The following is a 14,429-nucleotide window of genomic DNA, read 5'->3' on the forward strand; positions in this document are numbered from 1 at the left end:
TACTCATAATCGTGGTGAAGAAAAGTTGCCTTTCCACAAAGGGGACAGCGAGGGTATTTAGGTACCTTTTTAGATATTGGTTTATCAGGAGCAAATTGGTGATTACATTTGCGACAAAGGTATTTTTGATAACCATCTTTATCTTTACCATAACGGTAAAAAGAATCTTTATTATTGCATTTTGTACATTTAATTGGTACAATTTTTTGCATGAGGACTTCACCCTTTCTGGGAGGTATAGTTTTTTTAGCAAAAACATTGTACCACAGAGGATTGAAGTCCTCAATTTTCATTTAAGTTTACAGAGCGTTAAATATTATATGGAGTGTGAATTATGATACGAGTACTTTTTGTGTTACTAATGCTTTTGGGACTGTTTTTTGTATCATTAGGTTTGCTATTTATAAATTACGATATATCACCTTTAAAGAAGATTGTAGATAGAGAATATGTCTATAACGATAATAGACTTGGATTTCAAGTAATGCTTCCTGGATTAATACTTATGCTTATATCTAGCTGGCTCTTTATGAATTATTAAAACTAAGGGAAAAGGGATAGTATTTAAGGTCAGAAATAAAAAAATGCTGCAAGTCTGAAAAAAGATTGGCAGCATTTTTATTTATGATATTACTTGAATATAAAGATATTCAAAACCAAGTAAACTGATGTACTTAAGCTTCTTATAGGGTTTGATAAGGTTAAAGCTCTTTATCTTTTAGCAAAATTATCAAATAGGATACAATAAAAACTGATCCTGATACTATAAACAGCATTATGGGAAATATATCCAATAATGCTCCAGCAAATAAGGATCCGCAAACCATACCAACAGAGTTAGCAGAGTTTTGAAGTCCCATAATTTTTCCATGTTCGTTTTTGCTTAACTTTGATACCAATGTTTGTAGTAAAGGCTTATACATGGATAAGAAAAATATAAATATAATCAAAACAATTATTGACTTTATAGACATCAAATTGTCGAAGGTTGATAATGCTATAAGTGTTGAACCTACGACCAATAAAATATATTTTAATGATTTTTTTTCACCGTACTTTTTAGATATTCTAGGAGTTAGATATACATTTGCAATTATACCTATAATACCCGTAAGTGCCATATAATATCCAATTTGTAGTGGATTTAGGTTTAGATATTTTTTCAAAAAATAGTTTATTCCTGTATTATATGCTATATATGAAAAGGAAGTTAAAAGAACCAGTAGAAGCAATATTCTTAAAGAAGTAGTCATGGTTTTTTTGAAATCATCCTTTATTTGAAAAATAAAATGATTAGATTTTTTTTGCGAATTATTAACCACTACATTGCTTTCGGGTAAAAATAAAAAAACTATCCCAGAATGTAATAATAGTCCTATGGATTGAAAAATAAAAGCATAATGGTAATCTTTGGCACCTATATAACCTCCCACAAGATAGCCTAGGGATATTCCAAATCCAGTTATTGCAGTATAGTAGGATATAGCTTTACTACGATTATATGTATTTGTTTCATCAACTATATAGGCTATAGCAACAGTAAATAATGATGATGCACAACCACCTGCGATAATCCTAAATAAAATAATTAGAATAGGAGATGTTGAATAACCGAAACCTAGCTGTGCAAGGGCGTAACCTATATTAGGAAGACATAAAAAAAGCTTTCTGGTTTTGTATTTATCTGACAGCATACCCCAAATTGGAGACATGGTAAAACTGGCAATAGACATAGCAGCGAACATTATGCCATACATAAGAGAAGACATATTGAGACTAACTACAAGTTCTGGTGTAACGGGATGGGCTACATTTGCCAGCAAACTCATAAAAAACATTATCACAATTAAAAAAGACAATTTTTTATTCAATATAAACACCCCATAAATTATTTATATTATTTGCATTAATGTAAGTTAATCCTTCAAGCTAGCATCTATCATAGAAATTTAATATTTCCTAAATTATCCTATGAAATAGAGAACCATATTAACTAGCATAACGAATTAGTTTACACTTATCACATTATATTCTATTAATAGAATAACATCAATAGCCAAACTTCCTTATTGAATGAAAAATTTGACATGATTAATATAATAATGTAATATAGTGATATAAAAACAAAATAATAGGTTATGTATATTGATCACGAAGATCAATATCTAGTTAGAAAACTAGATATTCTTCGTGATTTTTGTTTGCATAAAATAAAAAATAGAGTTTTAGGAGGAATAAGGAATGTATGATAAAAAACTGTGGGAAAAATGTATAGAATTTCATGGACATGAATGTCCTGGATTGGCTATAGGATTTAAGGCAAGTGAGGCAGCTATAAAAAAGCTCAATATTGATTTTTCAAAGGACGAGGAAATAGTATGTGTTACTGAAAATGATGCCTGTGGCGTAGATGCGATCCAAGTTATCTTAGGATGTAGTATGGGGAAGGGAAATTTGTTATTTAGAGATAGAGGTAAGCAGGCATTTACTTTTTTTAATAGAGCTACAGGTGAAGGCATAAGGATAGTACTAAAAAAATTTGATGATGAAATGGATAGAGATAAAAGAAAGCAATACCTATTAAACATAGATGTAGAAAGGATTTTTGAATTTAAAGAGCCTAAATTTAATCTGCCAGAAAAAGCTAGAATATTTAACAGTATTATTTGCGAAAAATGTGGTGAAGCTGCGGCTGAACACAGGATTAGAATCAGTGAAGGAAAAAAGGTATGCTTAGACTGCTTTGAAGATTTCAATAGAGGATGGTAAATATATGGTTAGATATATTTATATAAGATTAAAATTAGGAGATGATAAAAATGAGAAGGATTTTAGGTATCTTATTAACATTATTGATTATTATGAATATTTCAGCTTGTTCAAACTCAAATGATGATACTAAGGCTATAGCTGAGGAAACTGTTGAGTCCAATAATGATATAATTATTAGATTAGCTGGAGGAGACTGGGGATTTCCCAGCCCCTATCTCCATTATTCTAGAGGTCCAGGAGGTTTTAAAATGTATCTTCTATTTGATAGCCTTTTAGAGAAAGATGAAAATGGTATAATTCCATGGATTGCTTCAGAATGGAGAATTGAAAATGAAGGTAAAGATTATATATTTACTTTGAATGATAATATATTATGGCATGATGGTGAAAAACTCACACCTGAAGATATAAAATTTACCTTTGACTATTATAAACAGCATCCTCCTGTATGGAACTCATTGAATGTAAATGGTAAATATATAGTTAAAAATGTAGAAATAATTGACGAAACAAATTTGAAAATAGTCGTAGACAGTGCCAACGCTACATACTTAGAAAGACTAGGGAAAGCTAGAATTTTACCTAAGCATATCTGGAAGGATGTAAAGGATCCCAAAAAATTTCATTCAGAAAAGGCCGCTATTGGTTGTGGACCCTATAGGTTTGTTGAATACAATAGAGAACAAGGGGCATATAAATTTGAGGCATTTGAAAACTATTGGGGACCAAAACAAAGAGTAAAGGCTATAGAATGGGTTCCAGTAAGTGATGAGATTTTAGCCTTTGAAAAAGGAGAAATTGATACTGTTTCTCCAAGTCCAGATATAATCGGGAGATATGAAAAGGATAAGGGGTATGCGATAAAAACCAATAAGGGATTCTGGGGTTATAGGCTCATATTTAATATGGAAAAAAGAAGTGAGTTAAAGAATATTAATTTGAGAAAGGCATTTGCATATGGAATAGACAGAGAGGAAATGGTTGATAAAGTTTCAAGGGGAGCTGCTATAGCTGCTAGTATGGGATATATATCTAAAGAGCATATATGGTATAATGATAATATTCAGAAGTATAGTTATGAGCCAGAGAAAGCAAAAAAATTCCTCAAAGGAAAGAGTTATAGCTTCGAAATATTAACAGGAAATAAGGGGGCAGAAATAAAAATAGCTGAGCTTATAAAGATGACTCTAAAGGATATTGGTATAGAAATAAAAATAAAAAGTGTAGATATGAAAACAAGGGATGCTGCTGTAAAAAATAAAGAATTTGAAATAGCCCTTATAGGACATGGAGGATGGGGGAGTGATCCAGATTCTTTGCGAGAAATATATGGCACTGATACCCAAGAGGATGGAAGCCCATCTTCAAATTCACTACCAGGATATTATAATGAGAAAATTATAGAGTTATCTCAAAAACAAATGAAGGAATTAGATAAGGATAAAAGAAAGGAAATAATATATAGGCTTCAAGAATTAATAGCAGAAGAAGTACCTCAGATTCCTCTATATAATACACGTTCGTATTTTGTATTTAGACCTTTAAAATATGATGGTTGGATGTATACATATGATCATCATTATCCAGAACATTGTAAATTATCATATCTGGTACGAGAGAAGTGAAGATAATGTCTAAAAATATTTTTAAAATATCAGTAGGGTATGTAATAACATTTTTATTTATAATAACTATAAATTTCTTCATCCCTAGGTTTATGCCTGGGGATCCCTTTACTTATCTTTCCAGTGATGAAAGTGGCATGAATGTAACGTATTCAGATGAAGAAATGCAAAAATATAAAGAATATTATGGTTTAAATAAACCTTTAGGTATTCAATTTGTAAATTATATTAGAAATGTTTTAAAAGGAAATTTAGGATACAGTATTATACTAAATGATGAAGTTTCAAAAATAATTATCAGTAGAATCACATGGACATTAGGAATAGTTATAATATCCATAATAATAAGCTGCTTTTTTGGTACTTTATTAGGTGCTGTATCGGCCTATAATAGAAATGGATTAATAGATAAAATAATTTATTCGGTTTTTATGATAATATCAGAAGTACCAGCCTTTATAATAGCACTTATCTTTCTTTTTTACTTTGCAGCATATCTCGATATTTTTCCATTATCGGGAGGTTTTAAGCCCTTTGTAGAATATGAGTCTTCTTTTGAAAATATAACTGATATTATACATCATGGAGTTCTTCCTGCTGTATCTCTTAGTTTTATAAACATAGGTAACTTTTATATTTTATCAAGAAATAGTATGATTGACATTTTACAAAAGGACTATATTATAACTGCAAATGCAAAGGGATTAAATAAAAGCAGGATAATACTGAGGCATGCACTTAGAAATGCTATATTACCTATAGTAACTAGGATTTTTTTGAGTTTAGGTACTGCTATAGGAGGAGCTGTGCTTATAGAGAATGTTTTCAAGTATCCAGGACTCGGAACATTGATGAGAGAAGCAGTATTTTTTAGAGATTATCCTCTTATACAGGGAATATTTTTGATAATGGCTGTTATGGTAATTATTATGAATTTAACTGCAGATATTGTCTACAAAAAATTAGATCCGAGGTTAAAATAAATATGAAAAAAATTATAATATATATTAGGAGTGCTTCACCTATAGGTAAAGCTGCGTTTTTATTGTTAACTGCCATTATTATATTAAGTATATTTGGTTCTCAATTATCAAGGTATCCCCATGATTTATCATCGGGAAAATCCTTAGAAGCTCCTTCTAAAGATCATAAATTAGGAACAGATGACCTTGGCATAGACCTTTGGGCACAAATATGTAATGGAGCTAGAATTAGCATGATAATTAGTTTAGGAGTTGCTACTCTAGCTTGTGGAATAGGGAGTTTTATTGGAATAATTTCTGGATATAAGGGTGGAATTATAGATTACATACTTATGAGATTTACTGATATGGTGATAGTTCTTCCACAGCTTCCTACAATGATAGTTTTAGGGGCTTTTTTTGGACCAAGCATTAAAAATATAATCATAGTTTTAAGCCTTTTTTCTTGGACTAGAATAGCAAGGATTACTCGTGCTAAGCTATTAACAATAATGGAGCAAGATTATATCAAAATTGCAAAGGGCTATGGAGCATCCTTTAAATACATATATTTAAACCATATTCAATCACAGATTTTGCCAATAATTGTATTATGCTTCATTAAAACTACAGGAAAAGCTATAGTTGCTGAGGCTTCATTGTCCTTTTTAGGATTAGGAGATCCAACGTCAAAAAGCTGGGGACTTATACTAAATCGAGCTATGGATTTTAATGGAATATATTTTACCCCCTACTGGAAGTGGTGGGTAGCTTCCCCACTTATAGCTATAGTATTATTGGTGGTTTCCATTTCTTTAATTGGAAGAGAGTTGGAAAATAAATATGATTTTAAAATGTAGGAGCTGGAACTTATGAAAAAAGAATTACTTAAGGTCAAGGATTTAAAAATATCATATTTTTTAGATAGTGAGGTAAAAGAAGCTGTAAAGGGAGTATCGTTTACATTATACGAAGGTGAAACCATAGGTATAATAGGAGAATCGGGAAGTGGAAAGACGTCTATAGCCATGTCTATTATGGGATTATTAACAAATGCCAAGATAGAAGGAAAAATAATTTATGATGGTATAAAGTTTAATACATTGAGGCAAAAAGAGCTAAATAGATATAGATGGAATGAAGTAGCCATAGTATTCCAAAATAGGTTAGATGTCCTTAATCCTGTGTTAACCATAAGGGAGCAAATTGAAGAAGTATTAAAGAAACATACCATGAAATCTAAAGGAGATATAAAAAAAAGAGTTAAAGAACTTTTCAGTATGGTAAATTTAGAAGAAAAATGGCTCAGCAGCTATGCCCATGAACTTTCGGGAGGCATGAGACAAAAAGTGCTTATAGCAATGGCTCTTTCATGTAATCCAAAGCTTTTGATAATAGATGAGCCTACTTCATCTCTAGATGTTTTATCAAAAAGGGAGATAATTAATTTGCTTAAATCAATACAAAAAAAGAATAATATATCTATGCTTGTTATATCCCATGAACTTCCAGTCATACAAGAATTGACTACAAAGGTGGAGGTTTTATATCTTGGTCATATTTTAGAAGAAGGACTTACAAGGGATTTAATAAATAATCCTATGCATGTATATACAAGGGGCCTTATTAATTCTTCATGTGATATCAATGTTTATAAAGAACTATGGGGAATTTCTCCTAAAATAAACTTAAAGAGTGGAAATGGATGTCCATTTTATCAAAGATGTGTTCAAGCTAGTAAAGAATGTACCCAAAAGCTGCCCAGACTCAGTTATATTTCTATAGAAAGAAAGGTAGCCTGCAATAAAGGTGGAATAGTCACAATACTTGAAACCAAAGATTTATCTAAAGCCTTTAAATCTCACGGCAGTAAGATATATGCTTGTAAAAACGTTAGCATCAATGTAAAAGCTGGTGAAGTAGCTGCACTTATTGGAGCATCAGGTTCTGGGAAGACAACGACGGCTAAAATAATATCTGGATTTTTAAAATCAGATAGCGGAAGTATATACTTTGAAGGAAAAGAAATACATGGATGTGAAGCCATGAGAAAAATACATGGAATCCAAATAATTTTTCAGGATCCATTTTCAGCTATCAATGGTGATTTCACAGTAGAGAAAGCTGTAAAAGAGCCTTTAGAAATATTGAATATAGGAAGCGAAGAAGAACGTAAAGCCATGGTAAAAAAAGCTTTACAGGATGTACAAATGCCATTTGATAATGAAGGTTTAGATATTAGATGCAATACTCTAAGTGGTGGTGAAAGGCAGAGGATATCTATTGCCAGAAGTTTGGTAATGAAGCCTAAATTATTAATTGCAGATGAGATTACTTCTATGCTTGACCCGTCAACAAAGGCGAATATTTTAAGATTACTAAAGGGATTACAAAATGAAAAGGGCTTTTCAATGTTGTTTATAACCCATGACTTACCCTTAGCGAGAAAGATAGCTGATAAAGTTTATGTGATGAATAGAGGCAGCATAGTTGAAGAGGGTAATGCCTTAGAAATATTCAATAAACCTAAGTGTCAATATACAAAAAAATTGTTTAAAGAATGTTTTCACATGACAGTATGACGAGGGGACGTTTCGTTTGTCACGTTTTGAGATATTTTATTTAAAAAAGATAACGATGTAATAAAAACCATGATTTACAATGTATAGCTTAAGTTTTGAATTTATTTATCTATGTATATAGGATTTACATAGTAAAACTTAATTTATATATGTACAAATATGCAATGCTTCTGGGCATTTTGGACATGTATAAATTAAAGTCTTTACTTAAATTCCTATAGATGTTTGCCTGAGAAACTTAAGAAATTAAATTATTCATAGAATCACTTATTGACATTCCTAATAATGCTCCACCTATTAAAGGCTATAGATGTATGACCGAGAAACTAAAAAAACGAAAGTAGACACTTATGTTTCCTTTTAGCTCCCTTTATAAACCTGTTGTATAGGCGCTTTCAATAACGCCTATACAACAAGTCAATTTATGCTATTATAATGATTTTCTACTTGAATATGCACCTAGTTTAATTTACCAATAACTTTTTCAACGGCATCTACTATATCATTTTTTTCGATTAGTTTAGCACTTTTGTTAATATCAAAATACATTATTCTATCATTAGTTAATTTATTTACTACTTCTCTTATTTTCTTATAGGCAGCTTTAGTACCTTTTCCAAGAGCATCAGGATTTTTAAAGTCTATAGCCTGTGTAGCTGCCATACATTCAATAGCTAATACTCTTGTAGTGTTATATAGTATATCTCTAGCTTTTCTAGAAGCAATTGTTCCCATACTTACATGGTCTTCTTGATTAGCAGATGATGGGATAGAATCTACACTTGCAGGGTGTGCAAGTACTTTATTTTCTGATACTAAAGCGGCTGCAGAATATTGTGCTATCATAAATCCTGAATGTAATCCACCTTTTTCAGTTAAGAATGCTGGCATATTACTAAGCTGTGGATTTACAAGTCTTTCTATTCTTCTTTCAGATGAGTTGGCTAGTTCTGCTATAGCTATTCCTAAGTAATCAAAAATCAATGCCATGGGCTGTCCGTGGAAATTGCCGCCAGAGATTGCGTCTTTATCATTGGCAAATATTAGTGGATTATCAGTTGCTGAATTTATTTCAATTGTAACTTTTTCCTTGATAAAATTTATTGCATCTTTACTAGCACCATGTATTTGAGGTATACATCTTAGTGTATAAGCATCTTGAACTCTTATTTCACCTTGTCTTGTAGTTAGCTTACTTCCATCTAGTAAAGCTAGTAAATTTTTAGCAGAGTTCATTTGTCCTACATGAGGTCTAACTTTATGTACCCTCGCATCAAACGCATCAGTTATACCATTTAGAGCTTCAACTGTTAATGCTGCAGATATATCAGAAAGCTTAGCCAGATTTATAGCATCATAAACAGTAAGTGCTCCTATAGCTGTCATAACTTGAGTACCATTTATAAGAGCTAAACCTTCTTTAGAAGTAAGGTGTACAGTCTTGATACCAGCTTTTTCCATAGCCTCTTTTCCTGGCATCAGATTACCTTCATAGTATGCTTCTCCTTCTCCCAGCATAACTAAAACCATATGTGACAATGGGGCTAGGTCTCCACTTGCTCCCAAAGATCCTTTTTCAGGAATAGCTGGATGGACTTTTTTATTTAGCATCTCAATAAGTGTTTCTAAAGTATTTAATCTAATTCCAGAAAAACCTTTTGCAAGGGCATTAGCTCTAAGCAACATAATTGCTCTAACTATTTCTTCTTGAAAATGTTTTCCTACACCACAGGAATGACTGATTATTAAATTTCTTTGAAGCTCTTTTGCTTCATCCTTTGTAATCACAACATCACTAAATTTTCCAAAGCCTGTTGTTATACCATATACAACCTTTTCATTTTCTACAAACTCATCCACAACGGCTCTTGATTTTTTTACTTTTTCTATGGCTTCATCAGTTAATGCTACTTCCACATTATTTCTAGCAACTTCAACAATATTTTCGATAGTTAAATTTTCACCATCAATAAAAATTTTATTCATATACTCTTCTCCCTTCAGAATTGTTTTGATATTTCAATTAAACTTGAATAAAGCAAGTAATAAGTTTATTATTACTTGAACAAATTGTATTTATCTTGAGTTAATTTAGATGTTGATAAAATATATGTGAAAATAGAGAATAATTGCCTTCTTGATATTTATAGATAGGTTTTGGAAATATTATCATGAAAACCATAAAAAATTGATAAAAGATTATTTAAATTAAAAATTTCAATGTATATCTGGATTTTATATTGGATTACTGAATATTTATTCTTGTAACAATATCTTAACATATTATTGGAAGTTTGAAAACTCACTAAATTAGAGATTTCAACAACTTATCGTGATAATAATTTATTTTGATAAAGCGATAAATTATAAAATAATTAGAGTAATTATACAAATTATATTATAAATATGCATAAAATAATGTAAGAGTTCTTTCATCATATTCTATAGATTTCCCATAGTAAAACTTAATTTATACATATCAAAATATTCAAAGCTTTTAAGGATTTTGATGTGTATAAATTAACTGTTTTACTGGAATATCTATACATATGAATTTTTATTTTACAAATATTTCTTACCTCAATTATAGCTATTACATAAATTAATAGTTATATATCTATTAAGAAATTAATGTATGACCTTTAAGATGCAAAGTTTAGAAAAGATTCTATGAATAATCAAATTTGTATGATATAATAGTATTACATATTAGCATCAGGTAATAATATTAAGTAATAATATATTAGGAGGATATTTATGAATCTAAAAGATATAAAGGAATTAATATTAACAATTGATAAGACATCTATACAGAATGTAGAGATAGAAGAAAATGATTTTAAAATAAAGATTTCCAAATCAATCATTAAGAATGATAGCGTCCAAGAATTAGAAGATAAGCGAGAGATTATAGAAAAAACAGGTAAAGAAGTGGAAGAAAATAAAGAATTAGATTCAGAAGATATATATATTGTTAAATCCCCTATAGTAGGAGTTTTTTATGATTCCCCTAGTCCAGATTCTGTTCCATTTGTAAAGGTTGGAGATCGTGTAAAAAAGGATCAGTCTCTTTGCATTATAGAAGCTATGAAGATAATGAATGAGATTCAAAGTGAAGAGAGTGGAGAGGTTATAGAAATTTTGGTTGAAAATGAGGATATTGTAGAATATGGACAGCCATTAATGAAAATCAGGAGGTGATGGAGCATAATGTTAAAGAAAATACTTGTTGCAAATAGAGGAGAAATTGCAGTAAGAATAATTAGGGCATGTAAGGAACTAGGAGCTGAGACAGTTGCGGTATATTCAGAAATTGATAAAGATTCCTTGCATGTTCACTTAGCAGATGAAGCAATATGCATTGGTCCTACAATTTCGTCCAAGAGTTACTTAAATATAAGTAATATTATAAGTGCTGCTAAAATTACCAAAGCTGAAGGCATCCATCCTGGATATGGCTTTTTATCTGAAAATACCGAATTTGCTCTAATGTGTGAAATCCATGGTATAAAGCTAATTGGGCCAAAGGAGGAACATATAAGGAAAATGGGTAATAAATCCGAGGCAAGAAGAACTATGATTGAAGCTGGAGTTCCTGTTGTTCCTGGTTCTGAGTATGCAACTAATAAAGCTAATGAAGCTATGCAGATAGCCAAAGAAATTGGATTTCCAGTTATGATAAAGGCAGCCAGTGGTGGAGGCGGAAGAGGTATGAGGCTTGTTTATAAAAAAGAAGATTTTATTAGCATGTTCAATATGGCAAAAGCCGAGTCGGCAGCAGCCTTTAATGATGATTCGATGTACATAGAAAAGTATATTGAAGAACCGAGACATATAGAGTTTCAAATTTTAGCCGATGAACGAGGAAATGTCATTCATCTAGGGGAACGAGATTGTTCACTTCAAAGACGTAACCAAAAGGTTTTGGAAGAAGCACCTTGTACTGTAATAAGCAATTCTATGAGAAAAGAAATGGGTGAAATGGCAATAAAGGCAGCAAAGGCTGTTAACTATACGAGTGCAGGAACTGTTGAGTTTTTGCTTGATAAGCATGGAAATTATTATTTTATTGAAATGAATACAAGAATTCAAGTTGAGCACCCTATAACAGAGTTGATTACAGGAATAGATCTAATAAAGGAACAAATAAAGATTGCTTCTGGTAAAGAGCTAGGCTTTACCCAAGAGGATGTGGAAATCAACGGTCATGCAATAGAATGTAGAATAAATGCAGAGGATATAAATAATAATTTTGCACCATCACCAGGGACAATCAAGGATTATTTGGTACCTGGAGGAAACGGTATTCGTATTGATACCCATATATATAGTGGATATAAAATCCCATCAACCTATGATTCCATGATAGGTAAGCTTATTGCATGGGGAAGAAATCGTCAGGAAGCTATATGTAGGTTGCAAAGGGCCTTAGATGAATTGATAATAACTGGGATTAAAACTAACATAGATTTTCACAGTGAAATACTAAATAATAAGAAATTCTTAGAAAATCAAATCAATACTTCCTTTATTAATAAGGAAATGATGAAATAATAAATAGGTTTAAGAAGGGAGCAAAAAGGTGATAAAGGAATTATTCCGCAAGAAAAAGTATGGAACAATAAATATAAATAAAACAGGAAATAGTGAAATTGGGGTAAACCCACAATATTCAAATAAGATAAATATAGATGAAGGCAAAAATATAGATGAGCAGCTATGGATAAAATGTAAAGGCTGTGGTGAGATCATTCTAAAGGAAGAAATAATAAATAATTTTAATGTTTGTCCTAAATGTGATCATCATTTTCGAATAGAGGCAAGAGTTAGGATAGATTTAATCACAGATAGTAATACTTTTATAGAATATGATAAAGAAATGAAAACACTAGATCCATTAACCTTCCCTGGATACAATGAAAAAATAGATAGAGCAAAGAAAAAATCAGGAGAATTTGAGGCAGTTATAACGGGAGAAGGAAGGATTAATGATATACCAGCTGTTATATGTGTAATGAATCCAGATTTTATGATGGGAAGTATGGGGTCGGTTGTTGGAGAAAAGATTACCCGGGCAATTGAAAGGGCAGTAGATAAAGAATTACCACTAATAATATTTTCTGCTTCAGGTGGTGCTAGGATGCAAGAGGGGATATTATCCTTAATGCAAATGGCAAAAACCTCAGCAGCACTTAGCAAGTTAGCAGATAAAGGGCTGTTATATATATCAGTTTTAACTGATCCTACTACTGGTGGTGTAACAGCGAGCTTTGCAATGCTTGGAGATATTATTTTGGCAGAACCTAATGCTTTGATAGGATTTGCAGGACCAAGGGTTATAGAACAAACAATAAGACAAAAGCTTCCAGAAGGATTTCAGAGATCAGAATTTTTAAAGGAAAAAGGATTCGTTGATAAAATTGTTCATAGAAAAGACTTAAAGAATATATTATATAAATTGCTAAATATCCATACCATAGGGGGTGGGATAAATGAATAGTACCCTAGAATTTGAAAAACCAGTAATTGAACTGGAAGAGAAAATTAGTGAGTTGGAAAGCTTTGCAGAGTCAAATAATGTAGATTTATCAGATGAGATAGATATCCTTAAAAAGAAATTAGATAAAATAAAAAGTGAAATATATATGAGTTTAACACCATGGCAGATAGTAAAGATTTCAAGATTACAAGAAAGACCAACTACCCTCGAATATATTAACTTAATTATACCTGATTTTATAGAGCTTCATGGAGATAGGTTCTATGGAGATGATAGTGCAATTGTGGGAGGTATTGGAACCCTTGAAGGAATTCCTGTTACTGTTATAGGACACCAGAAAGGAAAGAATACAAAGGAAAATATTCAGAGGAACTTTGGGATGCCCCATCCAGAGGGGTATAGAAAGGCCCTTAGGCTTATGAAACAAGCTGAGAAATTTAAAAGACCTGTAATAATGTTCATTGATACTCCAGGTGCTTATTGTGGATTAGGAGCGGAAGAAAGAGGGCAGGGAGAAGCTATAGCCGTTAACTTACTGGAAATGAGCAGGCTTAAAACTCCAATAATTATTGTGGTAATTGGGGAAGGTGGAAGCGGAGGAGCTTTAGCTTTAGGAATCGGTGATAGAGTTTACATGCTACAAAATTCAATATATTCTGTTATATCCCCAGAGGGGCTTTCAAGTATTCTTTGGAAGGATGTATCATTAGCTGAAAAAGCAGCAGATATTATGAAATTGACAGCTAAGGACTTGTTAAAACTTGATGTAATAGATAAAATAATTGAAGAGCCCCTAGGTGGTGCCCACAAAGATATAGATTTTATATCTAAAAATATAAAAGAATATCTGTTAGCAGAAATACCAAGTTTAATAGAATTAGATAGAGATGAATTATTAAATAGCAGATATAAAAAAATAAGGGATATAGGATTATGGGAATAAGGTTAAAGTATGACAAACGAAACGTTCCCCATGACATGAAGATGG

General features: G+C 31.4%; 13 protein-coding genes. 10 read left to right on the forward strand and 3 right to left on the reverse strand.

Annotated features, from left to right (window positions below):
- The coding region (locus tag BUB36_RS12885) for an IS1 family transposase (RefSeq protein WP_330390496.1) at positions 1-212 on the reverse strand (212 nt) is incomplete at its 3' end.
- Positions 213-334: 122 nt separating this feature from the next.
- Between BUB36_RS12885 and BUB36_RS12890 the strand changes: the two genes are divergently transcribed.
- Positions 335-541 (forward strand): hypothetical protein, encoded by a 207-nt coding sequence (locus BUB36_RS12890; RefSeq protein WP_073150933.1) that lies wholly within the window; start codon positions 335-337, stop codon positions 539-541.
- Between the two features lie 160 nt (positions 542-701).
- Here the strand turns inward: BUB36_RS12890 and BUB36_RS12895 are convergent, their stop codons facing one another.
- Positions 702-1,871 carry an MFS transporter gene (locus BUB36_RS12895; RefSeq protein ID WP_084112034.1) on the reverse strand — a complete coding sequence of 390 codons (1,170 nt, stop codon included), beginning with the start codon at positions 1,869-1,871 and terminating at the stop codon, positions 702-704.
- Positions 1,872-2,241: 370 nt separating this feature from the next.
- Here BUB36_RS12895 and BUB36_RS12900 point away from each other — a divergent pair, with 370 nt between their 5' ends.
- The 5 genes from BUB36_RS12900 to BUB36_RS12920 are packed head-to-tail and all read left to right on the forward strand — an operon-like array spanning position 2,242 to position 7,941.
- The gene (locus BUB36_RS12900; protein ID WP_073150935.1) at positions 2,242-2,769 is read left to right on the forward strand and encodes an FmdE family protein; all 528 of its coding nucleotides are present in this window, start codon (positions 2,242-2,244) and stop codon (positions 2,767-2,769) included.
- A 50-nt stretch (positions 2,770-2,819) separates the two neighbouring features.
- Entirely contained in the window at positions 2,820-4,397 is a 1,578-nt protein-coding gene (locus tag BUB36_RS12905) for an ABC transporter substrate-binding protein (protein ID WP_073150938.1), read from the forward strand.
- A gap of 5 nt (positions 4,398-4,402) precedes the next feature.
- On the forward strand, positions 4,403-5,380 hold the full coding sequence (locus BUB36_RS12910; protein WP_073150941.1) for an ABC transporter permease: 978 nt from the start codon (positions 4,403-4,405) through the stop codon (positions 5,378-5,380).
- 2 nt (positions 5,381-5,382) lie between these two features.
- Positions 5,383-6,219: an ABC transporter permease gene (locus BUB36_RS12915; RefSeq protein WP_073150944.1), complete on the forward strand. Its 837-nt coding sequence runs from the start codon at positions 5,383-5,385 to the stop codon at positions 6,217-6,219.
- Between the two features lie 12 nt (positions 6,220-6,231).
- Positions 6,232-7,941 (forward strand): ABC transporter ATP-binding protein, encoded by a 1,710-nt coding sequence (locus tag BUB36_RS12920; protein ID WP_073150947.1) that lies wholly within the window; start codon positions 6,232-6,234, stop codon positions 7,939-7,941.
- Between the two features lie 459 nt (positions 7,942-8,400).
- Here BUB36_RS12920 and hutH read toward each other — a convergent pair whose 3' ends face one another.
- Entirely contained in the window at positions 8,401-9,927 is a 1,527-nt protein-coding gene (hutH, locus tag BUB36_RS12925; protein WP_073150949.1) for a histidine ammonia-lyase, read from the reverse strand.
- A 771-nt stretch (positions 9,928-10,698) separates the two neighbouring features.
- Here hutH and accB point away from each other — a divergent pair.
- From accB to BUB36_RS12945, 4 genes are read left to right on the forward strand one after another with little or no spacing between them, the layout of a single operon-like run.
- Positions 10,699-11,142: an acetyl-CoA carboxylase biotin carboxyl carrier protein gene (gene accB, locus BUB36_RS12930; protein ID WP_073150952.1), complete on the forward strand. Its 444-nt coding sequence runs from the start codon at positions 10,699-10,701 to the stop codon at positions 11,140-11,142.
- 9 nt (positions 11,143-11,151) lie between these two features.
- Complete coding sequence (locus BUB36_RS12935) at positions 11,152-12,495, forward strand: acetyl-CoA carboxylase biotin carboxylase subunit (protein WP_073150955.1); 1,344 nt, start codon at positions 11,152-11,154, stop codon at positions 12,493-12,495.
- 28 nt (positions 12,496-12,523) lie between these two features.
- A complete protein-coding gene (gene accD, locus BUB36_RS12940; protein ID WP_073150958.1) occupies positions 12,524-13,441 on the forward strand; it encodes an acetyl-CoA carboxylase, carboxyltransferase subunit beta in 918 nt (305 codons plus the stop codon).
- Entirely contained in the window at positions 13,434-14,384 is a 951-nt protein-coding gene (locus BUB36_RS12945) for an acetyl-CoA carboxylase carboxyltransferase subunit alpha (RefSeq protein WP_073150961.1), read from the forward strand. Before accD ends, BUB36_RS12945 begins: the two co-directional genes overlap by 8 nt.
- Positions 14,385-14,429 lie beyond the last annotated feature (45 nt).

Origin of the sequence: Paramaledivibacter caminithermalis DSM 15212, from assembly GCF_900142245.1 — a bacterium.
In the GTDB taxonomy this organism is placed as follows: domain Bacteria; phylum Bacillota; class Clostridia; order Peptostreptococcales; family Caminicellaceae; genus Paramaledivibacter; species Paramaledivibacter caminithermalis.

Coding starts and splice junctions, on each gene's coding strand:
- accB (WP_073150952.1), top strand. CDS start 10,699: ATGAATCTAAAAGATATAAAGGAATTAATATTAACAATTGATAAGACA.
- hutH (WP_073150949.1), bottom strand. CDS start 9,927: ATGAATAAAATTTTTATTGATGGTGAAAATTTAACTATCGAAAATATT.
- BUB36_RS12920 (WP_073150947.1), top strand. CDS start 6,232: ATGAAAAAAGAATTACTTAAGGTCAAGGATTTAAAAATATCATATTTT.
- BUB36_RS12910 (WP_073150941.1), top strand. CDS start 4,403: ATGTCTAAAAATATTTTTAAAATATCAGTAGGGTATGTAATAACATTT.
- BUB36_RS12905 (WP_073150938.1), top strand. CDS start 2,820: ATGAGAAGGATTTTAGGTATCTTATTAACATTATTGATTATTATGAAT.
- BUB36_RS12890 (WP_073150933.1), top strand. CDS start 335: ATGATACGAGTACTTTTTGTGTTACTAATGCTTTTGGGACTGTTTTTT.
- BUB36_RS12900 (WP_073150935.1), top strand. CDS start 2,242: ATGTATGATAAAAAACTGTGGGAAAAATGTATAGAATTTCATGGACAT.
- BUB36_RS12935 (WP_073150955.1), top strand. CDS start 11,152: ATGTTAAAGAAAATACTTGTTGCAAATAGAGGAGAAATTGCAGTAAGA.
- BUB36_RS12915 (WP_073150944.1), top strand. CDS start 5,383: ATGAAAAAAATTATAATATATATTAGGAGTGCTTCACCTATAGGTAAA.
- BUB36_RS12945 (WP_073150961.1), top strand. CDS start 13,434: ATGAATAGTACCCTAGAATTTGAAAAACCAGTAATTGAACTGGAAGAG.